The organism is Pedobacter sp. PACM 27299 (assembly GCF_001412655.1).
GTDB lineage: Bacteria > Bacteroidota > Bacteroidia > Sphingobacteriales > Sphingobacteriaceae > Pedobacter.
In genome coordinates this window covers 2,473,454-2,496,980 of sequence record NZ_CP012996.1, presented here as the reverse complement: position 1 = coordinate 2,496,980, position 23,527 = coordinate 2,473,454, and the positions used below count along the sequence as shown (strand labels likewise).

Sequence of the window (23,527 nt, the reverse complement as noted above, 5' to 3'; positions counted from 1 at the left end):
TGCACTAATTCAAAGCATCAATATACTAATAAATTCTGTTTGAAAAGTAAAAAAGCGATTATCGAGGACGCAGTCAACACGTTACAACTGGAAGCACAATCCATTTTGGGGCTAATTGACCATATAAATGATGATTTTTGCCAGATTATCGACCATATTCTGCAATGTAACGGACGTGTTATCGTGACCGGAATCGGCAAAAGCGCCATTATTGCCCAAAAAATAGTGGCAACTTTCAATTCTACGGGTACTCCATCCAGCTTCATGCATGCTGCAGATGCGGTGCATGGCGACCTTGGAATGATCCAGAAAGAAGACATTGTGATTTGTATTTCCAAAAGCGGAAACACCCCTGAGATCAAAGTTCTTGCGCCCTTATTGAAGCAATCCGGCAACCTGATGATCGGAATGGTGGGACAGCTCAATTCAGATCTTGCCGCGCAGGCAGACCTGATCCTGAATACCACCGTGGCCAAAGAAGCTTGTCCGCATAACCTGGCTCCCACCACCAGCACTACTGCCCAATTGGCAATGGGTGATGCCCTGGCGATTTGTCTGCTGAATGCAAGAAATTTCAATGAAGAAGATTTTGGGAGGTACCATCCCGGAGGCGCTTTGGGAAAAAGACTGTATTTAAAATCAGGTGATATTGCGGTTAAAAACCAGAAACCCAGCATTCCAGCATCGGCTTCCGTAAAAGATGTGATTATTGAAATTAGTCAAAACCGTTTAGGTGCAGTGGTTGTTATTGAGGCGGATGCGATTTTAGGGATCATTACTGACGGAGATATCAGGAGAATGTTAGAAAAACATACTAATTTAGCCGACATTAAAGCAAGCGATCTCATGAATCCTCATCCTAAAACTATTGAAAAAGATCTTTTAGCCATCAATGCACTGGAAATGATTAAGGAGAATAACATCACTCAATTATTAGTGACAGATGGCGGAGCGTATTTTGGGATGATCCATTTACATGACCTTCTACAGGAAGGCATAATTTAAATACTTTCGATTTAGCATGAATAAAAATAATTACGCATTAATAATGGCCGGTGGCGTTGGCAGTAGATTTTGGCCAGTAAGCAGAACAGAATTCCCTAAGCAGTTTATCGACTTTTTCGGAATTGGAAAGACACTCATTCAAAGCACTTATGAGCGTTTTTTAAAAGTCTGTCCACCAGAGAATATTTTTGTAGTGACCAATGAGATCTATACAGATATCGTTAAAGAACAATTGCCAGATCTGGCAGTCAACCAAATACTTGCCGAGCCCATCATGAGAAACACGGCTCCATGCGTTTCTTATGGTTCCATGAAAATCCTTAACCTGAATCCTGACGCCACCATTGTGGTTGCACCTTCAGACCATACCATTACCAATCAGGACGCATTTATCGCTGCGATTGAACAATCTTTAAAAGCAGCTTCAGAAAATGATTGTCTGATCACTCTGGGGATCAAACCAAGCAGACCGGACACCGGATATGGGTACATTCAATATGTAGAAAACACCCTTCCTACGGATGATCAGATTCACAAGGTGAAGATTTTCACGGAGAAGCCCAACCTGGACCTGGCAAAATCATTTATTCAGAGCGGTGATTTCCTATGGAATGCCGGAATATTTATCTGGTCGGCCAAGTCAATCACTAAGGCCTTCTCTAAGCACCTTCCGGACATGCATGAGATCTTCCTTCAGGGGAATCCGATCTACAACACTGAAAGGGAGGCAAACTTCATTAGCGACGCTTATCAGCAGTGCACCAATATCTCTATAGATTTTGGGATTATGGAAAAAGCCGACAATGTATACGTCCTTCCTGCAGATTTTGGCTGGTCAGACCTGGGTACCTGGGCGTCCATCTATGAAATTGCAGAACATGATTACGTAGGAAATGCCGTTATACCAGCAGAAAAAGTGATGATGTTTGATTCCTCAAACTGCATGGTGAATGTACCAAAAGACAAATTGGTGATCCTTCAAGGCCTTCACGACTACATTGTAGTGGAATCCAACAACACATTGATGATCTGCCCAAGAACAGAAGAACAAAACATTAAACAGATAGTTGCCGATGTAAAATCAAAATTCGGTACAAAGTATATATAAACAAGCGTTTACCTTTTTTCATGATACATCCGGATTCTAGCTTCAGCCGAAATCCGGATGTATTGTTTTTATCATTTTTTCTTGCCCCAAATTTCTCATTACAATGACTAAGTACTTATACGGAATTGACTTTGGAACTACCAATTCTGCCCTATCCATTTATGACGATGAAAAAAAAGAAATCATCGCTACCATTACTGTTCCTTCCATTCTATACTTCAAGGATGAGGCTACTGAAACAGATTCCATCACTTATTATGTGGGAGAAGATGCGATAAACGCCTATATCAATGATGGCATGAAAGGCCGTTTCATGAAGTCGGTTAAAAGAGTACTGCCGAGAAGTAGTTTCATTGAAACCCGCGTATTCACTAAGAAATATAATGCTTCTGACCTGGTGACGCTGATCTTAAAAGACCTGAAGGCGAAAGCAGATAAAATCATCGGCTATGATTGCCAGAAAGCCATCATCGGCCGACCGGTTTTCTTTGACGATGAGAGTTCCACAAAAGATGCACTGGCTCAAAAACGCTTAAACAAAGCGGCCGAGAATGCCGGCTTTACCGACTTCCGTTTTCAATTTGAGCCTATTGGGGCGGCTTTTGCTTATGAGCAGTCGATCACTAAAAAAGAGAAAGTACTGGTTGCCGATCTTGGCGGTGGAACAACAGATTTCACCTATCTCGAACTGGATCCTGAAAAAGTAGGCAGTAAAGACCGTAAGAATGACATTCTTGCTACCGGTGGTATTTACATTGGCGGAGATAGTTTTGATTCCTCTTTCATGTGGGATCAGGGCACTCCTCATTTTGGCAAAGACACCCTTTACGAAGCTGCACCAGGTAAAATGCTGACCGTCCCTAACTCCTATTTCAGTAATATCTGTTCCTGGGAGCAAATGAACTTCTTTAACGGCATTAAGGTGAGGAACGACATTCAAACCTATTACCATTACTCTAAACAGGATCCGAAATTCAAAAATCTGATTACCTTAACGGACCACAACCTGGGTTATTCCGTATTTCAATCTATTGAGAAAACAAAGGTGAGTTTATCGAAACAGGAAGCTGCCCCATTTGTCTACCACAATATGGAGATCGATATTAATCAGGAGGTGACACTGGAGCAATACAACAAAATTATTCAGAAGGATTTAAGAAAGATCAGTCTATATCTGGAAGAGTTTTTAACGAAAAACAAGATCAATCCTGCAGAGATTGACAGTTTATTCCTGACCGGTGGAACTTCCATGGTATCGGCAGTAAAAGATTTGTTCAACAGCAGGTTTCCCGGCGTACCGGTCAATTCAGGCGACAACTTTATCAGTGTAGCCAAAGGACTGGCTTATAGTGGATACTTGTTTGAAGAAGCCTAAAAAAAATGGGAGCCTGTTTTGCAGGCTCCCAAAATATCAAAATATAAATTCTTAAAATTATAGGCTCTGACGCTGTCTGATCGCTTCGTAAAGAATTACACCTGCCGAAACGGATACATTCAGTGAGCTGATCTCTCCAATCATTGGGATTTTAGCCAGGTGATTTGCCATTCTCATGATGTCATTTGAAATCCCTTCATCTTCTGCTCCCATTACAATCGCTGTAGGTGCAGTATAATCAGGTGCATAAATCAAATCATTGGTTTTTTCTGTACAGGCAACAATCTGCAAACCACAATCCTGCAAGTACAAAGCTACTTTATGAAGGTTCGGATGTCTGCATACCGGAATGCTGAATAATGCTCCTGCCGAAGTTTTAATCGCATCTGCATTAATCTGTGCGGAGTTTTTAGTAGGTACAATGATGGCATGTGCACCAGCGCAAGCCGCTGTTCTGGCAATTGCCCCCATGTTACGCACATCGGTAATGCCATCCAGGATCAATACCAATGGCACTTCACCTTTCTCATAAACTGCAGGGATAATGTCTTCAATTTTCTGGAAAGTAATGGCAGAAATCACCGCAATCACACCCTGGTGATTCTTTAAGGTCATTCTGTTCAGCTTTTCTACCGGAACATTATGAACTGGTGCATCCACATCTTTCAAATATCCTTTCAGCTCCACGATCAGATCGCCGCCTAATCCACGCTGAATATAAATACTTTCAATATCTTTACCAGCTTTAATAGCTTCTATTACAGCTCGTATGCCAAATACGAATTCATTATTTTCTTTAGCTCTCGCAGGTCTCCTCGAATGTTCCATCTTTCTTAAAATTGAAGCGCAAAAATAGCTGAAATAATGCGATTAAAGGAAACCAATTTTGCGAGCGCGCTAAATCACTGTTTTCCACACAGTTCGCTTGAGAAAAACCGGCCTTCCTTAAATTTACAACTGCAAATCCAGTATTTACTCTTTTTAAATGTTCATAAAAGAATTAAGCAAAGGCCCTAATTTTTCCATATTTTTGTACCCATGAGTAACGACAACGGAAATCAGGGACAAGATAAAGCTACCTTCACTGCCAGAAAGGCCAGAATCAGCAATTCCATGAATACCATGGGAAAGATACCACCTCAGGCATTAGACCTTGAAGAAGCTGTTTTAGGTGCTTTAATGCTAGAAAAGGACGCCCTTTCTACTGTAATTGACATCTTAAAACCAGAAGTATTTTATGCGGAAGCGCATAAAAAGATCTTCGAGGCCATTGCCTTATTATTCCAGAAATCAAAACCTGTAGATATTTTAACCGTTACCGCAGAATTGAGGAATCTGGGTTTACTGGAGATGGTAGGCGGTGCTTACTACATCACCAATTTAACCAACAGGGTTGCTTCTGCAGCAAACATTGAATACCATTCGAGGATTATTTCTCAAAAATACATTCAGAGAGAACTGATCAGGATCTCTTCTGAGATCATCCAAAATGCTTACGAAGATACGACAGATATTTTCGACCTGCTGGATCATGCAGAGAAAAATCTGTTTGACATAGCACAGAATAACCTGCGCAGGGATACCCAGAAAATGGATGAGATTGTAAAACAATCTTTAGCTACTTTAGAAGCGCTTCGCGGAAAAAGCGACGGTTTAACGGGTGTACCTTCCGGATTTACTGACTTAGACCGGATTACCGGTGGATGGCAGCCTTCAGATTTAGTGATCATCGCGGCACGTCCGGCGATGGGAAAGACGGCCTTCGTACTGACCTGCGCTAGAAATGCGGCAGTAGATTTCAAACGTCCTGTAGTGGTATTCTCCCTGGAGATGTCCTCAGTACAGTTGGTGAATCGTTTGATTTCCGGAGAAACGGAAATCGAACAGGAGAAAATCAGAAAAGGAAACCTGGCAGAATGGGAATGGCAGCAGCTTCACAGTAAAATCGGCACTTTAACAGAAGCACCCTTATTAATTGACGATACGCCTGCTCTGAACATCTTTGAGTTCAGAGCGAAATGCAGAAGGTTAAAATCACAATACGACTTACAACTGATCATCATCGATTACTTGCAGCTGATGCATGGTAAAGGTGAAGGTGGTGGTGGAAACAGGGAGCAGGAGATCGGTAGTATTTCCAGGGCCCTGAAATCTGTAGCTAAAGAACTAAACGTTCCTGTACTGGCACTTTCTCAGCTGAGTCGTGCGGTAGAGAGCAGACCTGGTCAGAACGGCAAGCGCCCGATGCTATCGGATTTACGTGAATCTGGTTCCATTGAGCAGGATGCGGATATGGTACTCTTCCTATACCGACCGGAATATTACGGGATCACAGAAGATGAGCAAGGACGTTCGCAAGCAGGTATTGGAGAGGTAATTATCGCGAAGCACCGTAACGGTGAAACCGGTATTGTTCCCTTACGCTTCATCGGTAAATACGTTAAATTTACAGATTTGGAGGATAACTTTGCAGCACCTACTTCCTTCTCTATGGATAGCACCAGTGCGGGTATGGCTCCATCACAGGATTTTGACCGCCCAGCAGGAAACGTCATCATCAAGCCATCCAGAATGGACGATATGCATGACGATGACGCTCCTTTTTAAACGATAGAATTTAGATGAAATAACCTAATAATATGCCTGCCAATACAATAATTGGCGGGCTTATTTTTGTGAAGTTCAGCACCAGAAAAGTACAGACCATTACTCCTATTGCCATCAGATTTAAGCCCATTGGCTGTACTAGCAGCATAAAAGCGGCAATAATAAAGCCCACACTTACGGCATTGATCCCCACCATAGAGTATTTGATGCGGGAAATCTTTTTCAGATCTTCCCAGAAAGGCACAATAAACAGGACCAAAATCAAACCTGGCAGGTTGATTCCCATCACGGCTACAAAACCGCCCAATATCTGACCGGTTAATCCAAAGCCAAAAGTTTTCATACTCAGTGCACCTACATAGCTGGTAAATGAAAAGGTCGGACCTGGTAATGCCTGTTGTAAGGCAAATCCGGAAAGAAAATCCGTTCCCGTCAGGTAATGTTTCATTTCCACAAACTCGGTAAACATTAACGGTACTAAAACCTGTCCGCCGCCGAAAATGAAAATCCCATTCCGGTAAAAATTCTCGAATAACCTGATTGGCAGACTAAAAAGAGAGGTCCGGTTGATGATGGCACCCAAAGAGGCTAAAATCAGCAACACCCCAATAAAGTAGATCAGTTTTTTCGGATTGATGTTAGAAAACAAGCGCACCCTCAGTTCACTTTCTTCTTTAGGCGTACCAATGGCAGAAGAAATCATCCCACCGATTAAAATGGCAATTGGAAATACATAGGCATTTCTCAACACCATTGTTCCCACCACTGCAGCGACGGCCAGAAAGATAGTCAGCTGTGAAACCAACACTCTCTTCGCCAGATTATACGCTCCAAAAGCAACAATCCCAAGGGCGATGGGCTGGATGTACTCCAATATTTCGTTGAACTTCTGCTGCTGTCCCCATTTGCCAAAACTAATGGCGGCAAAGGTCATCAGCGCTGCAGAAGGGATGATCCAGATGAGAAAAGTAAGGATGGCCAGCTTTACCCCCCCTACTTTATACCCGATCCCTACCAGGGTTTGAGTAGAAGCCGGACCGGGCAATACCTGCGATAGCGCATTTAATTCCAGCAACTCCTCTTCTGTAATGTACCTGACATCTTTTACAAAATATTTAAGCAATAATGCCAGGTGTGCCTGGGCGCCTCCAAAAGCAGTAAACGTGAAGAGGAAAACGTCTCTGATAAACAACAGTTGTCTTTTGTTCATCATTTCCTGGGCTAATCGTCTTCGTAATCCAGACCTGCAGCAGAATTATAGGCACCCTGCAATTCAGAAAAAGCGTGCATATCCCGTTTATTTCTGGCAGCTGCCATCCCTTTCTGATAAGTTTCCAGTGCAGTATCTTTCTGCCCTTCTTTCTCATAAAGTTTTCCTAAATGGTAATAAGTACCTACATAATCCGGGTGATCACTGGTCAGTTTTAAGTAATATTCAAATGCCTTTTCTACGTCATTTGAATTGTTGTATTCGGTAGCTAAAGCGTACAGAACGAATGGATCATGAGGATCATTGGATAAAAACTCCAATAACTTTGCTAATCGGGTACTTTGCATTTTAAATCCCTGCTTTTTTAATTAGATTTGCAAAAAGACAATTTTATGAAAATATTAGTTTGTATCAGTAATGTGCCCGACACAACGACAAAAATAACTTTTACTAACGATAATACACAATTCAATACATCAGGCGTACAATTTATTGTAAATCCGTATGATGAAATTGCCTTATCTAAAGCAATTGAGTTGTGTGAGGGTGGTAAAGGAACCGTTACCGTAATCAATGTTGGAGAAAGTACCACAGACCCAACCATAAGAAAAGCACTTGCCATCGGAGCAGATGATGCTGTCAGAATCAACGCTGAACCTAGAGATGCTTACTTCACAGCGTACCAGATCGCGGAGTATGCGAAAACCACAGACTTCGACATGATCCTTTGCGGACGTGAATCTATTGACTACAATGGATCACAGGTAGCTGCAATGGTAGGCGAATTTTTAGATATCCCTTCGATCTCCATCATCAAAAAGCTAGACTTTGATGGAACGACTGCCACTATAGAACGTGAAATTGAAGGTGGAAAAGAAGTAGTATCTGTAACTGGCAAGTTTATTGCAAGTTGTGCAGAAGGTACTGCAGTTCCAACCATTCCAAACATGAGAGGCATTATGTCTGCAAGATCTAAGCCGCTGCAAGTTGTGGAAGCTAAAGAAATCGCGCAGATCAGTAAAGTCACTAAGTTTGAGACTCCTGCCCCACGCGGTGCCGTGAAACTGATTCCTGCAGAGTCTGCAGCACAGTTAATCGAGCTTTTACATACAGAAGCTAAAGTGATCTAATCCGTTCTATTCTCATTTTTAAAATTATTTAATAAAGATCTTATGTCAGTTTTAGTATATGTAGAACAAGTCGATGGTAAGTTTAAGAAATCTGTTTTTGAAGCAGTAGCTTATGCGAAAGCCATTGCAGATATACAAGGAAGTAATTTAACCGCGATATCTATTGGTAATGTTGGAGAAAGCGAATTGAAAGAGCTGGGTAAATACGGCGCTTCTAAAGTTTTAAACGTAGCCAACGACCAATTAAAGAACTTCGTAAACCAGGCTTATGCTTCGGTGATCGCGGAAGCCGCTAAAAAAGAAGGTGCAGATGTAGTGGTCTTGTCGAACTCTTTCACTGGAAAAGGTTTAGCACCACGCGTTGCAGTGAAATTGGAAGCAGGATTAGTAGACGGTGCGGTAGAATTGCCTAACATTAATGGTGCTTCGTTTTCAGTAAAGAAAAATGCCTTCTCTGGAAAAGCATTTGCCATTACTGAACTGACTTCAGCGATTAAAGTGATTGCTTTAAACCCAAATGCTTTTGGTGTAAAAGAATCAGCTGTTGATGCTGCTATTGAAACTTTCACTCCGGAACTGAAAGCGACTGATTTAGCTGCCATCGTGAAAGAAATCGTTAGAGCAACTGATAAAATATCTTTACCGGATGCAGAATTGGTAGTTTCCGCAGGGCGAGGCCTTAAAGGTCCTGAAAACTGGGGAATGATCGAAGAGCTTGCCGGACTACTTGGCGCGGCTACAGCCTGCTCTAAACCAGTCTCAGATGCAGACTGGAGACCTCACTCTGAACACGTTGGACAAACTGGTATTGCCATCAGTCCGAATCTATATATCGCCATTGGTATTTCTGGAGCGATCCAGCATTTAGCAGGCGTAAGTTCTTCAAAAGTAATCGTAGTGATCAACAAAGATCCAGAAGCTCCTTTCTTCAAAGTTGCGGATTACGGAATCGTTGGCGATGCCTTTGAAGTTGTTCCTCAATTAATAGAAGCATTAAAAGCACATAAAGGCTAAATAAATATCCGGCTGAAACCTTGTTTTGGCCGGGTATTACTTAAGATGAAAAAAGTAAAACTCGAAATTATCGGTTTGTCTTACAGCCAAACCCAATCAGGTGCTTATGCCCTGGTTCTTGGTGAAGTAAATGGCAGAAGACGCTTACCGATCATCATCGGTGCGTTTGAAGCACAAGCTATTGCCATAGAAATTGAGAAGATGGTCCCAAGCAGACCGCTTACTCACGACCTGTTCAAGACTTTTGCACAGACTTATCATGTACAAATCACAGAGGTACTGATTTACAACCTGGTAGAGGGTGTGTTCTTTGCCAAATTGATTTGCACGGATGGCGAAACCATCCAGGAAATTGATGCCAGAACATCTGATGCCATTGCATTAGCAGTTCGTTTCAATGCCACCATCTATACTTACGAATTTATCCTTTCTTCAGCGGGTATTGTCATCGAAGGCAATGACTTCCTGTTCTTAGAAAACATGGATAACATCTCAAAAGAACAGAGTTCTGAAGACATGAGCCCTTCCATCCCTGGCTCCAATTATAAATCACTCAGCACAGAAGAATTAAATCAGAAACTTCAGGAGGCCATTGCCGAAGAAGCGTACGAGAAAGCAGCAAGGATACGTGATGAATTAAACAGAAGAAATTCCGCATAACCCCCTATTACTTATTATTTTAAATATCTTATCTCAATTTAGACGATCTATTCAAAATAGTTCTATCTTGAAGTATTAATTCAAAAAACAACTAAACTATTATTATGAATGTTAAGTTACGCTTAACTCTGATGAATTTTTTACAATTCTTTATCTGGGGTTCATGGCTTATTACTATTGGCGTGTATTGGTTCCAGAATAAAGGATGGTCAGGTGCAGAATTCGGAATCATCTTCTCCACCATGGGGATTTCTTCTATTTTTATGCCTGCGCTTGCCGGAATTATTTCAGATCGTTTTGTCAATGCGGAAAAGTTATACGGAACATTTCACATTCTTGGGGCATGTGTGCTTTTTTGCCTCCCAATGGTGACCAATCCCAGCACATTTTTCTGGGTGATCCTGCTCAACATGATTTTCTATATGCCCACGCTGTCTTTATCGATTACCGTGGCTTATTCAGCTTTAAAGAATGCCAAACAGGATGTCGTAAAAGACTATCCCCCAATTAGAATCTGGGGAACAATTGGTTTTATCGCTGCCTTATGGGTAGTGAGTTTAACTGGAAATGAAGCCTCTTCTAATCAGTTTTACATCGCATCAGGTGTTTCTTTGGCTTTAGGTATTTATGCCTTCACCCTACCAAAATGCCCCCCACTGTCTAACAAAGTAGAAAGTAAATCTTTTGTAGATGCCTTAGGACTAAGAGCTTTCACCTTGTTCAAACAAAAGAAATTTGCAGTATTCTTTCTTTTCTCCATGTTTTTAGGTGCGGCTTTACAGCTGACAAATGCCTATGGAGATACTTATCTACATGATTTCAAAGAAGTTCCTGAATTCAGCAACCTGCTTGCCGTAAAATATCCTGCAATCATCATGTCGATTTCACAGATCTCTGAAACCTTGTTTATTTTAGCCATCCCCTTCTTCTTAAGGAAGTTTGGTATTAAATACGTGATGTTATTCAGTATGCTGGCCTGGGTATTGAGATTCGGTCTTTTCGCCTTTGGCGATCCTGCTGGAGGATTGTGGATGATCATCATGTCTTGTATTGTTTACGGTATGGCATTCGATTTCTTCAACATTTCTGGTTCATTATTCGTAGAGACTCAGATTGATGAGAAAATCAGGGGAAGTGCGCAAGGCTTGTTCATGATGATGGTAAACGGTTTTGGTGCCTTATTTGGCAGTTTTACCAGCGGTATGATCATTGAGCATTTCTTTACCGGAGCAAATCAAAGTAAAGACTGGCAGGGCATCTGGCTGACCTTTGCAGCATACACCCTGGTATTGGCCATCACCTTCCCTTTCATCTTCAAATACAAACACAACAAAGCAGAATTGAATGCGATTAACGCAATGAATCACTAAAAAAACACAACCTCTCTACTATGTCTGGTAAATACCGTAAAGAAAAGAACTGCCTAAATTGTGGTCATCAGGTAGAAGCTCATTTCTGCTCCTACTGCGGCCAGGAAAATATCGTCGTTAAGGAAGATGCACTACACATGGTAGTGCATGCCGTTTCCGATTATTTTCATTTTGAATCCAAGTTTTTTGGGACGATCAAACCTTTATTACTGCAGCCGGGCCTGTTGACACAAAAATATGTAGAAGGTAAAAGAGCTTCCTATTTACACCCTATTAAACTATACATCTTCATCAGCATCGTTTTCTTTCTGGTCAATTTATCTGGCAATGAAAAGAAGAAACCCGAACAAAAAAGACAAACTACAGGTCTGTCCAAAGACAGTATAAACAAAGCGCAACAAACAGAAGTAAAAACTAAGGCTAGTAATTTTGATATTTTAGGTAAGATTAACGAAAAGGTAGAGGAAGAAAAACAAAAAAGTGACTCTACTCGTCCGACAAATATCATACAGCTGGATGAGGTTAAAGACAGCACTGTAGCAGCCTACGAAAAAAGACAGCTGTCCTTACCGAAAAATAAGCGAGATGGATTTATAGAAAAATACTTCAGTAAAAAAGCGATAATACTCAGTCATTCAAAGGATGCCAATAAGAAAGTTGAAGAAAATCTTTTACACAACATTCCGAAATTGATGTTCATCTTACTCCCGCTTTTCGCATTGCTGTTAAAACTGGTTTATATTGATAAGAAAAAATATTACTTTGAACATCTGATCTACTCTTTTCATATACACTCCGCTATATTTTTAGTGGTATTGATCAGCAACTTCATTACTCGGGCTGCTGGCTATATTTATGACATTAGCAGCATTACTTTTACCCTCAGCTTCTTCTACATCATCTGGTACATCTACCAGTCTTTAAGAACATTCTATCAAGGTAAAGTTGGAGCAACTATATTCAGGTTTTTCTTATTGATCATCTGCTATACCATTCTACTCACACTCACCATCCTTATAGGACTTGGCGTATCTGCAGCGATGGTATAAAAATTGACCTGATAAAAAACAAGCTCATAAAAAAACCGCTTCTTTTAAGGAAGCGGTTTTTTTATGAGCTTTAAAAGCAGAATTAGCGCTTGTCTAAAGGCACAAACTCTCTGTTGGTATGACCAACATACACCTGACGTGGGCGACCGATTGGTTCTTTATTCTCATGCATTTCTTTCCATTGTGCAATCCATCCTGGCAGACGTCCTAAAGCGAACAATACCGTGAACATATCTGTAGGGAAGCCCAGCGCTCTGTAAATGATTCCAGAATAGAAATCTACGTTAGGATAAAGCTTACGCTCTACAAAGTAAGGATCGCTCAATGCTGCTTCTTCTAATTTCTTGGCAATCTCCAATACTGGATCATTGATACCTAATTTCTCCAAAATATCATCACAAGCTTTCTTAATGATTTTTGCTCTTGGATCGAAGTTTTTATATACTCTGTGTCCGAAGCCCATCATACGGAAAGGATCGTTTTTATCTTTTGCTTTGTTGATCCATTTTTCGGTATCACCACCATCTTCTTTAATGCGTTCCAGCATTTCAATTACCGCCTGGTTGGCACCACCATGAAGTGGACCCCATAAAGCAGCGATTCCCGCAGAAACAGAAGCGTAAAGGTTACAGTCTGATGAACCTACCATTCTTACGGTCGATGCAGAGCAGTTTTGCTCATGATCCGCATGTAAGATCAGTAAAGTATTCATCGCACTGACTACTACCGGATCAATATCAATTTCTTCTGTACGCTGACCGAAGATCATGTTTAAGAAATTGCTGACGTAGTCGTATTTATTTTTTGGATAGATCAGTGGGTGACCTAAAGATTTTTTATAAATGAAAGATACAATTGTTGGGAACTTAGCCAGTAATTTAATCATGGTCAGATCCATGGTTTCTGGCGAAGAGTTTGCATTCAATGACTCTGGGTAGAAAGTAGACAGTGAGCACACCAATGAGGCCAGTTGTGCCATCGGGTGAGATTTAGAAGGGTAACCATCTAAAAACTTCTTCATGTCTTCATGAATCAGCGTATGACGGCTGATCGAAACCTGGAAATCAGTTAATTGCTCAGTGGTAGGTAAATCGCCATATATAAGCAGGTATGCTACTTCTAAGAAGGTAGATTTTTCCGCAAGTTCTTCAATTGAATAACCGCGGTATTTTAAAATCCCTTTTTCTCCGTCTAAAAAGGTAATTGCACTTTTAGTGGATCCGGTGTTTTTGTAACCAAAGTCTAAGGTAATGTGACCGGTTAAATCTCTAAGTTTAGAAATATCTATAGACTTCTCCCCTTCGGTACCGGTAATAACGGGAAATTCATAGACTTTTCCGTCAATCTTAATTTCTGCAATATCTGACATATATATATCTTAAATTTATAATAAACAAAATTAGCTATTCCATATTGAATAGCATTTGATCAGCGCTAACAAAACTGTTAAATAATTATTAAATGTGAGTCAAGGGTAAGTAAGAATCCGAGAAATTACTTCGCTGATTTAATTTCTTCGACTACACGGCCACACTCCATCATTTCATCTCCGTAATAAGGATTCTGAATTTTCTTTTCTGAGGATAACCAATCGCCGCCATCACCTTTATTGGCCATTGGGCAGTGCTGTACATAAATAGTCCCTGATTCCACATCTGCATGTTTGAACAGGGCAATCAGGTCTGTACTTAAGGAAGTAAAATCTTTTCTTTGAGCAGCGATATCTTTTGCTGCAGCGATTTTGTCTGCGGTTACTGCAGTACTTTCACAGCCTTTCTGACTGGCTAAACTTGTTTTTAAGGTGGCAGCTGCTGCTTTAGCCTCTTCAAATTTCGCGCCAACCAAAGCATCTTTTAAAGCGATGTAGCCATTATAAATGGACTGGACATTGGCATCCTTCAATTTAATGCTTGCCGGTACTGCGGCATCAGCGACCTGAGCAGACGTAGAATCAGTAGCACTTAATGCGACTTTCTGGTTCGTGTTGCTGGTACAAGATGTAGCCACCATAATTGCCGCTACAGCGAAGTATCTTTTCATATATTGTTTTAGTTTTTATGAATAACAGAGCTATGATATTCTGTTTTTTGGTTAAATTACAGTTTTATATTTAAATAAATAAAAAAGCCCCTGAAAAAAACAGGGGCTTAGTGTAATTAAGTCTTTTTCAGACCTATAATTTAAAGCCATAAGCAATACGTAAAGCTACCTGTCCGGTATTCAAACCGCTCTTTGGTAAGCCTTCATATTTCACACCTAAATCTAAACCACTGCTCCAGGCATAACCAATTGCAGGAGAATAAAGAAATGAAGTGCCAGAATTTTTAGTCACTCCGAAGGCTGCACCTACTTCTCCTAATCCATACAAGCCGGATCCACTTTCATCAAAAAACACTTTGACACCTGCTTTAACCGGGATGAACCCATAATCAGGAATGTCAAAACCATTGATGGTTTTACCAGTAAAATGCGTGTAACCCGTAGTTACAGGAATCGAAACCTGTTTTGAAACATCAAATTGCATTCTTGCATCGGCACCTATAGCAAAGCTATAACCGTCTGTGGTTGGAACACCAAGATTAACACCTACACCAAGTTTCTGCGCATTTACATTCGTACTAAATAATAAAGCCACTGCAGCTGCTGCTGAGGCTATAAAGGTGGTAGATTTTTTCATTTTGTAATTTCGTTGATATGCCAGGACAAATACAAAATGCATGCCATTGGAAATAATTTACACTTTAAAAAGATAAATCCTGCTGATAAGCAGTCATGACCTGACCATATAAATCAGCTTCATTTTGAGCGGCATCAAACCAGTGAAACTTCAAACCATCCTTTTCCATTTTCCTGAAAAATGTCATCTGACGCTTTGAAAACTGGCATATTGCTGTCCCCAGGCGGATTTTCATTGTTTCATAGTCCAATTCCCCATCCAGATAAGCGATGATAAATTTATACTCCAATCCGTAAAAAATTAAAGTTTCCCGAGCTACTCCCATTTCCAGCAACATTTTTACTTCTTCAATCATCCCCTCCTTAAACCTGGCTTCCATTCTGGTCAGGATCTTTGCTCTACGCAAGGTAACATCCGTTTGCAGACCGACTATAAAAGGCGTGATAAACGGCCTTTTTACCGGAGTAAATTCATGGTGCTTTAAATACTCTGCAATCTCTATCACCCGAATCAGTCTTTTATGGGAAGAAAGATCGGCATGGCCTACCTGCTCTTTTGGATAATTCGCGAGCATTGCTCTTAGTTCAGCAATTGCCTTCGGCAATAGCTGCGCCCTTAGCGCTTCATTGATAGGAATGGCGGTATATTCCTGCTCCAGCAAAATACTATGAATATACATTCCTGTACCACCACATAGAATTGGCAGTACATTCCTGGAAGTAAGCGACTCAAAAGTCCGGTAAAAATCATCTTTAAACTCGTTTACATTGTATTTCTCTCCGGCTTCTTTAATGTTGATCAGGTGATAGGGAATATTTTTTCCGTCGAGCTGGTATTCCTGGAGGTCCTTTCCGGTGCCGATGTCCATATTTTTGAAAACCTGCCTGCTATCCGCGCTGATGATCTCCCCACGAAGTGCGGAGGCCAGCTTTACTGCAAGTTTTGTTTTGCCGGAGGCCGTAGGTCCGAGTACGACCAGGAGTGGGTGATGGTCCATTTACAAGTATAATATGTATTTTAAATTGCCTGTGTTGAATACAGGAAGATAATTATTTTCTATCAAAAATTGACGCTGTTTAGTCTTATCCAGCGGCTTTAATGAATCGAGCAGCGCTGCAGGAAGGCGAAGCATGGTTTTCCTGCTGTAGTCCTTTAAATCCAGCCACATCATTAAAGGTTCCGTCGTATTGACCATTTTAAAACCGGAAGCGTCATAGGCATGACCTAATGACCAATCTCTATCGGCATAACTCATCAGGTCATTTGGCTGTACCAGGTTTATGAAATGCTTGAGTAATTTACTGAAACCACCGGTCACCGTAAAGCCCATCTGACTTGCGAAACGTACCAATTCATAAGAACGGTAATCAGGGCCAATACTTTTCATCGGCCTTGCTGCACTAAATAAAGCAACTCCTACAAGTTCCTCCCCGATCATTAATCCAAATTTGTATTTCGTTTTTGCAGATCCTTGTATGTGATGCTGCCAGAGAAACTCATCGGCCTGTGCCTGATTAATAGATATAATTTTGCCTTTACGGCCATGAAGTGTTTTGTTGAGGCCCAGAATGGAGGCTATCCTCGCCAATACCTGTTCCCGTCTGCTTTGCCAGATGTCTTCCCATAAATGAACTACATAGCGGTTTTGCTGCTGTTGCTGGGTCTGCAGTGCGATAAAATCAGCAGGAGTACCAGGATCTGTCAAAGAAACTAAATGTATAGCTACTTGCTGCTGGTCCAGAAAGACCAGTTCATTGTCTTCTTCTTCGGTAAAAGCAATGCCTTTATCGGTTAATGTCTTAATAAAATCTAATTGCCAAACCGGTCTTAATCTACCCAACCCTTTTCTTTATATAATTTGAATCCTTCCCCCATGGCACTTTCTATCATGGAAAGCAGTTCAAAATCCAGTTTTTTAATGTGGAAGCAAGACTTCCCTTTTAAATGCTTTAATAACTTAGGATCAAAAGCAGTTTTCATTTCCGGCTCCAAATATATTGGCATAAAATAAAAGCCGACATAATTTTTCATAATGACTACACTGGCAAAAAACCAACCCAACCGCTTCTTACCATCAATGACCACCTCTTTTTCGCTCCACAATTCATAAGCAGTTTCACTATTCACACGATCGTTGAATCCCATGGCTTCATAGGCTTGCATCGCTGCTCTTATGGTTTGGAAAATTTCTACAAAATCAGTTTTCATGAGTATCGGTTTTATAGGTGAATATAAATTATAAATATTACCACCATAACATGAATTTATAAGATATTGTTTAAGATAACCTAATCAAGGTACCATCTTTTCACAGGATATTCCTGATCCAGGACAATGGCTTCCCCTAACATCGGAGTGGTAATTTTCAGGTTCAGTTCGTCTGCCTTTTTTACGGCCCTCATAATCGGTTCATTCCAATCGTGCAAAGCCAGTGTAAACTTGCCCCAATGTACGGGAAGCAATGCTTTAGCCTTTAAATCTATTGCTGCCTGAACAGTCTGCTCAGGAAACATGTGGATCAATGGCCAGTTTACATTATACTGTCCGCATTCCAGAATCGCGAGGTCGAAAGGACCATATTTCTCTCCGTCCTGTTTAAAATGGGTATCATAGCCGGAGTCGCCTCCTAAGTAAAGCTTATGACCTGGTGTTTGCAGGATAAAAGCGGACCAAGCGGTTTGGTTTCTTTTGAAAAGTCTGCCGGTAAAATGTCTGGCAGGCCTGGCTAAGAACTTCAGGCCATTCACTGCCTTTGCCTCTCCCCAGGCCAATTCTGTAATTTTAGCTGCAGGAATTCCCCAGCGCTCCAAATGAGCACCTACGCCTAAAGAAGTTACAAAATGTTTCGTTTTATTTTTTAAGCGCAATATTGTTTGATAGTCCATGTGGTCATAATGATCATGAGTAATCAGCACCACGTCTAAATCAGGAAAATCTTCCGTTTTTACAAAATCCGTTCCTTCATAGTTTTTATTGCCTAAAAACGAGAATGGTGAAGTACGTGCAGAAAACACAGGATCTACCAGAATGTTCAATCCATCTGCCTGCAGCAGATAAGAAGAATGGCCAAACCAGATGACTTTAACCCCATCCATCTTCGCAAAATCAGGTTTTACATTTGGCAGTGCCTTTTTAGGACTGGAATTCTCATTCCCTTTGATCATGGCGATCACCATATCCAGATAACTCACATCATCTGGTTTCATCGAGGTAGGCGATAAATTCTCCAGGCCTCCATCTTTATAATTTGGCAGAGCTTTGATCTTCTCCAGCCTTGCTCCTTCCGGTAAATTCCCAAATACGGGTAAACTGATTACCCAAAAGGTAAAAACGCTGATGACCACCACCAGCACTAAAAAAATATACATAAATTTCTTCATTTAAATTCCAGCTTCTGGAACTGCTGCTGGCGCTGGCGCCGGAGGAGCCAGTTTAGCCGCCAAACCATTTCCTGCCAATAACATCTCATTGGTAATTTCCTTCGTATACTCGGTAATTTCCGCTTTAAAGTCAGCTACAGAAGCTCCGGAACGGATTTCTTCAAGGCGTTTTTCCCATTGTCCTGTCAATTCTGCCTGTGCGATTTTCTGGTCTTTCACCACATCATACACGGCAAGTCCTTTAGGCGTAGGCACTAAATTTCTCTTTTCACGGACGATATATTCTCTGTTGATCAGAGTCTCGATAATCGCCGCTCTTGTAGCTGGAGTTCCCAAACCACTGTCTTTCATCGCATACCGTAGCTCTTCATCTTCAATATCTTTACCTGAGGTTTCTAAAGCTTTCAAAAGAGAAGCTTCATTGTACATCGGTTTAGGCTTGGTTTGTTTCTCCATGAAGGCTTTGTTCACTACCGGCAGCAGTTCTCCTGCTTTTACCTTAGGCAATGCAGGGTTTTCCTCATCTTTTTTCTCTTCATCAGACTCATTGAATACTGATCTCCATCCCGCAGAGCGGATCACGGTACCATTGGCGATAAATACAGAACCGGATTCTACTGTTATTTTGGTGATTTCCTTTACACATTCCTGATGGAACGCTTCCAGCATACGGCCAACTACCATATCATAAATAGCTTGTTTATCACCACTCAGTTGATAGGGAGATTCCCCTGTAGGCAGAATCGCATGGTGATCTGTTACTTTCTTCGCATTTACACTGCGCTTATTCAGCTTGGTAGTACTCAGAAACTCGGCTTGTTTACCGAAATCTTTATGGTCTTTCAGTTTTTCAATCAGCGAAGGGACGCCGGCAAATACATCATCACCGATAAACCTACTCCCAGTACGGGGATAAGTGATCAATTTACTCTCATACAAGCCCTGTAATAAACTCAAAGTCTGATCAGCAGTAAATCCCTTCTTTTTATTTCCTTCTTGCTGTAAGCTACTTAAATCGTGTAACAGCGGTGGTGGTTCTTTTCTTGGTTTCGCTTCTACGCTGAGGATCTTACCTCCATTTGGGAAGCCGGAAGCCACATCTTCAATTTTATCGAACAACTCCTGCGCTTCTTCTTTCTTGCTGAAATTGGCAATAGACATGGCTCTAAAGAGCTGTCCATCTTTATCCAGCTGTATGGCCAGCTGGTAATACGTTTGGGGTACAAAGTTTTTAATCTCCAGATAACGGGAGCAGATCATGGCCAGAGTTGGCGTCTGCACTCTTCCCAGCGACAATACAGAGCGGTTTCCTGCGGAAATACTCAAAGCCTGGGTCGCGTTCATCCCGACCAGCCAATCTGATTCCGACCTGCAATGTGCAGAATTAAACAGCGTATCGTAATCTGTTCCTGGTTTCAGATTTCTAAATCCTTCTTTGATCGCTTCATCAGTTTGCGAAGAGATCCAGAGTCTTTTGAATGGTTTTTTACATTTCAGGAAATAGTAGATGTAGCGGAAAATCAGTTCACCTTCCCGCCCGGCATCCGTTGCGACAATGATCTCTGTAGCCTCATCGAACAGCATCTTGATCGTATCCAATTGTTTTCTTACCCCAGGATCCTCTACCAAACCATCTTTGGTTTTGATTTTACGGATCGCCAGTTTAAACTTTTTGGGTAACATCGGCAGGTGCTGTCTTCTCCAGCCAATAAAACCATATTCCTGCGGTGGTGCCAATTGAAGTAAATGACCAAAGGCCCAGGTAAATGAATACCCTTTTCCTTCAATGTAACCATCTTTTTTTGTCGTAGCACCGAAGACTTTAGCTAACTCACGCCCTACGGAGGGTTTTTCTGCAATTACAATCTTCATAATTATTCAAAAATATCTAAACCAATTTTAAAAGTATGACAATGTGCTTCCACAATGTCTTTGATGTTTGGGGAATATCCTCCGCCCATGCTCACCTGTACAGGCAGGTTGTGGTCTTTGCAAAAACCAAAAACCATTCTATCCCGGATCTTACAGCCTTCTTTTGATAAAGCCAGCTTACCCAGCTTATCTGTTTCCAATACGTCCACGCCGGACAGGTAAAATACGAAATCAGGCTGATGTTTCAGCAGTTCCGGCAGTGCAGCCTCTAACTTAGCGAGAAACTGATCATCCTTTAAACCATCTTCTAATGGGATATCGAGGTTAGAAACCTCCTTTCTAAACGGAAAATTCTTATCTCCATGCATGGAAAAAGTGAATACCCGATCTTCCTTTTCAAAAATTTCGGCAGTACCATTCCCCTGATGTACATCCAAATCTATGATTAAGATGCGCTTCGACAAGCCTTTATTTAATAAGTAATGTGCGGCAATCGCCTGATCATTCAATAAACAAAATCCTTCTCCCCAATTGCTTCCGGCATGATGAGTACCACCAGCCACATTAAAAGCAATCCCATTTGACTGAGCGAAAACGGCACCATCTATGGTCCCCTGTACAATCCTGAGCTCTCTTTCCAGCAATTGTGCGTTTAAAGGAAAACCGATCCTTCGCTGCTCCTTTGCCGGTAGGCTTAAATCCCTCAATTGTGCCCAATAAGCAGGATCATGTGCCAGCAGTACTGATGCTTCTTTTGCTGCTGAGGGCTCAAATAGCTGTGCTCTGGTAATGACTCCTTCATGCAGCAGCTGTTCAGGGATCAACTCATATTTCAACATGGGAAAGCGATGGCCTTCAGGTAAAGGATGGGCATACAGAGGGTGCCAGGCAATCCTCCCCATTTAGCTTAAAATCTCCCCCACATGTTTCTCAATATTGTTGCAGATATCATCTACAGGAAGGTCATTTGCATCCTCTCCAAATGGATCTTCAATCTCTTCTGCGATCAGTTCTAAACCAGCCAGAACATACAGGATAAAAGGAACAATTGGCACCACATAATAGCCTAAACTGAATACCCATCCGATGGGTAAAGTGATCACGTAAACGAAGATAAATTTCTTGATAAAAGCACTGTAAGAATATGGGATTGGTGTCCTTCTAATCCGCTCACAACCACCACATATATCCATAAACTTCTCAAGGTCTGCATTAAGTATAATCAACTGTTCCTGACTGATCTTTCCAGCCGCCTGTAAATCGTACACACGGGAAGAAATACTGGCCACAATCTGTATTGGAATATGCTTCCCACCATCCACTTCTATCAGCAGGCTATTCTTGCCAAAATACTGTTTTTCACGTAGGTGTTCCTTAAGGGCAAAAGCAAATTTAGGAATCCCATATTCAAAGAATTCCTCATCCTCCCTGCTCAATTTCAAAGACTTGATTTTGATCGCAAAATTGCGGCTCACATTCGTCAATGCACCTAACAATCTACGACCTTCCCACCACCTGTCGTAGGAAGTATTTGTTCTAAATACCAATAACATGGAAATCACGAAGCCCAGTAAACTGTGCATCATGCCTATGTTTTTCACGTATTGAGTTTCTGAAAGTTTTAGATAGTTCAGCTCCAAATAGGCGATACCAGCAGAAAAGATAGCTACACTGACCATTAAGGCCCATAGCTTTCTGAACACATCTGCCTGGTCCATGTGAAATATAAAGGAGATCCAATCTTTCGGGTTATAATTTATCATGCGAATATCTCTTTGCTAATTTTGAGCATCAAAGCTCCTGTTTTAAAAACGTCCTCAAAGGAGTTGTATAATGGTACTGGACTCAGGCGAATTACATTCGGTTCACGCCAGTCGCCAAGCACGTTATGTGCCACCAATTGCTGGAATATTTCTTTTCCTTTGCTTTTGGCAATGATGGATACCTGTGCACCCCGATCTGCCGATTCAGCTGGCGTAATCACTTTAAATTGCTCTTCACCTAAGTCCTTATTCAATTCATTGATCACGAATATCAGATATCCGGTTAAAGCTTCACTTTTAGTTCTCAATGCTTCCATAAAACCTGCTTTCTCAAATATCTTGAGGGAAGCATGATACAAAGCCATTGGCATCACCTGGGTACAGCTGACCTGCCAGCCATCCGCTCCTGCCTCAGGTATAAAGCCCTTTTCCATTTTAAATCGTTCTGCTTCCTGATAGCCCCACCATCCTGCAAAGCGATTCAGGGACTTATTGGCAAAGTGCTGCTCATGCACAAAAATCCCACTGATGCCACCTGGACCAGAGTTCTGGTATTTATAAGAACACCAGCAAGCAAAATCAATACCCCATTCGTGCAATTTTAATGGCACATTGCCTGCCGCATGGGCCAGGTCGAAACCGACCAATGCACCAGCCGCATGACCTGCTTTAGTGATCGCTTCCATATCGAACCATTGGCCGGTAAAGTAGTTGACACCACCAAACAGCACCAAGGCTATTTCTGAACCAGCGGCTTCAATTTGCGCTACAATATCTCCTGTACGCAAGGTATATTCTCCTTCCCTCGGGCTGATTTCAACAATCGCTTCTTTAGGGTCGAAGCCATGAAAGCGAACCTGACTTTCAATTGCATACTGATCGGAAGGAAAGGCTCCGGCCTCCATAATGATCTTAAATTTTCCTGGCTGAGGTTTGTAAAAACTCACCATCAGCAGGTGAAGATTTACCGTCAGTGTATTCATCGGGCAAACCTCTAAAGGACTGGCACCTACAATTGGCGCCATCAATGATTTCAGCTTTTTATGGTAAAACATCCAGGGTTCTTCCCCATCAAACCAACCCTCTACCGCAAGATTTTCCCAATTGGTCATTTGCTGCTCCATCACTTCACGGGCAGCTTTAGGCTGCAAGCCTAAAGAATTACCACACAAGTATATAAATGGCTTCCCATGCTGTTTAGGAAAAAGAAAATCGTTTCTAAGATCAGCCAATGGATCGGCTTGATCCTGCGCTTTTGCAAACGCTAAAGTATAGTCAAAATTCATTGTCTCAAATATCAATAAAAA

Annotated in this window: 23 protein-coding genes; 9 read left to right on the top strand and 14 right to left on the bottom strand. The window is 41.5% G+C overall.

Features of this window, described 5'->3' with window-relative positions; translation table 11 throughout:
* Positions 1-39: 39 nt before the first annotated feature.
* The 3 genes from AQ505_RS10440 (at position 40) to AQ505_RS10430 (ending at position 3,488) form a co-directional block, all read left to right on the top strand.
* Positions 40-1,005, top strand: a complete 966-nt coding sequence (locus AQ505_RS10440; RefSeq protein WP_062548131.1) for a KpsF/GutQ family sugar-phosphate isomerase — start codon at positions 40-42, stop codon at positions 1,003-1,005.
* 16 nt (positions 1,006-1,021) lie between these two features.
* Positions 1,022-2,113, top strand: coding sequence for a mannose-1-phosphate guanylyltransferase (locus AQ505_RS10435; protein WP_062548130.1), 1,092 nt, complete (start codon positions 1,022-1,024; stop codon positions 2,111-2,113).
* 103 nt (positions 2,114-2,216) lie between these two features.
* On the top strand, positions 2,217-3,488 hold the full coding sequence (locus tag AQ505_RS10430) for an Hsp70 family protein (RefSeq protein WP_062548129.1): 1,272 nt from the start codon (positions 2,217-2,219) through the stop codon (positions 3,486-3,488).
* A gap of 57 nt (positions 3,489-3,545) precedes the next feature.
* Here the strand turns inward: AQ505_RS10430 and rlmB are convergent, their stop codons facing one another.
* On the bottom strand, positions 3,546-4,316 hold the full coding sequence (gene rlmB / locus AQ505_RS10425) for a 23S rRNA (guanosine(2251)-2'-O)-methyltransferase RlmB (RefSeq protein ID WP_062548128.1): 771 nt from the start codon (positions 4,314-4,316) through the stop codon (positions 3,546-3,548).
* A gap of 210 nt (positions 4,317-4,526) precedes the next feature.
* On the opposite strand from rlmB, the gene dnaB reads away from it, so the two are divergent.
* Positions 4,527-6,095 carry a replicative DNA helicase gene (gene dnaB / locus AQ505_RS10420; protein ID WP_062548127.1) on the top strand — a complete coding sequence of 523 codons (1,569 nt, stop codon included), beginning with the start codon at positions 4,527-4,529 and terminating at the stop codon, positions 6,093-6,095.
* Between the two features lie 10 nt (positions 6,096-6,105).
* Here the strand turns inward: dnaB and chrA are convergent, their stop codons facing one another.
* Both chrA and AQ505_RS10410 read right to left on the bottom strand, forming a co-directional pair.
* Positions 6,106-7,305: a chromate efflux transporter gene (gene chrA, locus AQ505_RS10415; protein ID WP_442952124.1), complete on the bottom strand. Its 1,200-nt coding sequence runs from the start codon at positions 7,303-7,305 to the stop codon at positions 6,106-6,108.
* A gap of 11 nt (positions 7,306-7,316) precedes the next feature.
* Entirely contained in the window at positions 7,317-7,652 is a 336-nt protein-coding gene (locus tag AQ505_RS10410) for a tetratricopeptide repeat protein (RefSeq protein WP_062548125.1), read from the bottom strand.
* A gap of 45 nt (positions 7,653-7,697) precedes the next feature.
* On the opposite strand from AQ505_RS10410, the gene AQ505_RS10405 reads away from it, so the two are divergent.
* The 5 genes from AQ505_RS10405 to AQ505_RS10385 all read left to right on the top strand — a co-directional run bounded on the left by AQ505_RS10405 (position 7,698) and on the right by AQ505_RS10385 (position 12,528).
* Positions 7,698-8,435 carry an electron transfer flavoprotein subunit beta/FixA family protein gene (locus tag AQ505_RS10405; RefSeq protein WP_062548124.1) on the top strand — a complete coding sequence of 246 codons (738 nt, stop codon included), beginning with the start codon at positions 7,698-7,700 and terminating at the stop codon, positions 8,433-8,435.
* 42 nt (positions 8,436-8,477) lie between these two features.
* Complete coding sequence (locus AQ505_RS10400) at positions 8,478-9,449, top strand: electron transfer flavoprotein subunit alpha/FixB family protein (RefSeq protein ID WP_062548123.1); 972 nt, start codon at positions 8,478-8,480, stop codon at positions 9,447-9,449.
* A 45-nt stretch (positions 9,450-9,494) separates the two neighbouring features.
* Positions 9,495-10,109: a bifunctional nuclease family protein gene (locus AQ505_RS10395; RefSeq protein WP_062548122.1), complete on the top strand. Its 615-nt coding sequence runs from the start codon at positions 9,495-9,497 to the stop codon at positions 10,107-10,109.
* 104 nt (positions 10,110-10,213) lie between these two features.
* Positions 10,214-11,479: a nucleoside permease gene (locus AQ505_RS10390; protein WP_062548121.1), complete on the top strand. Its 1,266-nt coding sequence runs from the start codon at positions 10,214-10,216 to the stop codon at positions 11,477-11,479.
* Between the two features lie 20 nt (positions 11,480-11,499).
* Complete coding sequence (locus AQ505_RS10385; RefSeq protein WP_062548120.1) at positions 11,500-12,528, top strand: DUF3667 domain-containing protein; 1,029 nt, start codon at positions 11,500-11,502, stop codon at positions 12,526-12,528.
* 82 nt (positions 12,529-12,610) lie between these two features.
* On the opposite strand, the gene AQ505_RS10380 is transcribed toward AQ505_RS10385, so the two are convergent.
* The 11 genes from AQ505_RS10380 to kynU all read right to left on the bottom strand — a co-directional run bounded on the left by AQ505_RS10380 (position 12,611) and on the right by kynU (position 23,506).
* Positions 12,611-13,897 carry a citrate synthase gene (locus AQ505_RS10380; RefSeq protein WP_062548119.1) on the bottom strand — a complete coding sequence of 429 codons (1,287 nt, stop codon included), beginning with the start codon at positions 13,895-13,897 and terminating at the stop codon, positions 12,611-12,613.
* Positions 13,898-14,022: 125 nt separating this feature from the next.
* Positions 14,023-14,568 (bottom strand): DUF3347 domain-containing protein, encoded by a 546-nt coding sequence (locus tag AQ505_RS10375; protein WP_062548118.1) that lies wholly within the window; start codon positions 14,566-14,568, stop codon positions 14,023-14,025.
* Between the two features lie 133 nt (positions 14,569-14,701).
* Positions 14,702-15,205: a hypothetical protein gene (locus AQ505_RS10370; protein WP_062550959.1), complete on the bottom strand. Its 504-nt coding sequence runs from the start codon at positions 15,203-15,205 to the stop codon at positions 14,702-14,704.
* 64 nt (positions 15,206-15,269) lie between these two features.
* Positions 15,270-16,202 (bottom strand): tRNA (adenosine(37)-N6)-dimethylallyltransferase MiaA, encoded by a 933-nt coding sequence (gene miaA, locus AQ505_RS10365; protein ID WP_062548117.1) that lies wholly within the window; start codon positions 16,200-16,202, stop codon positions 15,270-15,272.
* Entirely contained in the window at positions 16,203-17,045 is an 843-nt protein-coding gene (locus AQ505_RS10360; RefSeq protein ID WP_062548116.1) for a hypothetical protein, read from the bottom strand.
* Positions 17,033-17,413, bottom strand: coding sequence for a hypothetical protein (locus tag AQ505_RS10355; RefSeq protein WP_062548115.1), 381 nt, complete (start codon positions 17,411-17,413; stop codon positions 17,033-17,035). The genes AQ505_RS10360 and AQ505_RS10355 overlap by 13 nt, the downstream gene beginning before the upstream one ends.
* Before the next feature lie 80 nt (positions 17,414-17,493).
* Positions 17,494-18,573 carry an MBL fold metallo-hydrolase gene (locus AQ505_RS10350; protein WP_231635067.1) on the bottom strand — a complete coding sequence of 360 codons (1,080 nt, stop codon included), beginning with the start codon at positions 18,571-18,573 and terminating at the stop codon, positions 17,494-17,496.
* Positions 18,574-18,585: 12 nt separating this feature from the next.
* Positions 18,586-20,457: a DNA topoisomerase III gene (topB, locus tag AQ505_RS10345; RefSeq protein ID WP_062548113.1), complete on the bottom strand. Its 1,872-nt coding sequence runs from the start codon at positions 20,455-20,457 to the stop codon at positions 18,586-18,588.
* Between the two features lie 2 nt (positions 20,458-20,459).
* Positions 20,460-21,359, bottom strand: a complete 900-nt coding sequence (locus tag AQ505_RS10340) for a histone deacetylase family protein (RefSeq protein ID WP_062548112.1) — start codon at positions 21,357-21,359, stop codon at positions 20,460-20,462.
* Positions 21,360-22,220 (bottom strand): bestrophin family protein, encoded by an 861-nt coding sequence (locus AQ505_RS10335; protein ID WP_062548111.1) that lies wholly within the window; start codon positions 22,218-22,220, stop codon positions 21,360-21,362.
* Positions 22,217-23,506 carry a kynureninase gene (gene kynU, locus AQ505_RS10330; protein WP_062548110.1) on the bottom strand — a complete coding sequence of 430 codons (1,290 nt, stop codon included), beginning with the start codon at positions 23,504-23,506 and terminating at the stop codon, positions 22,217-22,219. Before kynU ends, AQ505_RS10335 begins: the two co-directional genes overlap by 4 nt.
* Between the last annotated feature and the right edge of the window lie 21 nt (positions 23,507-23,527).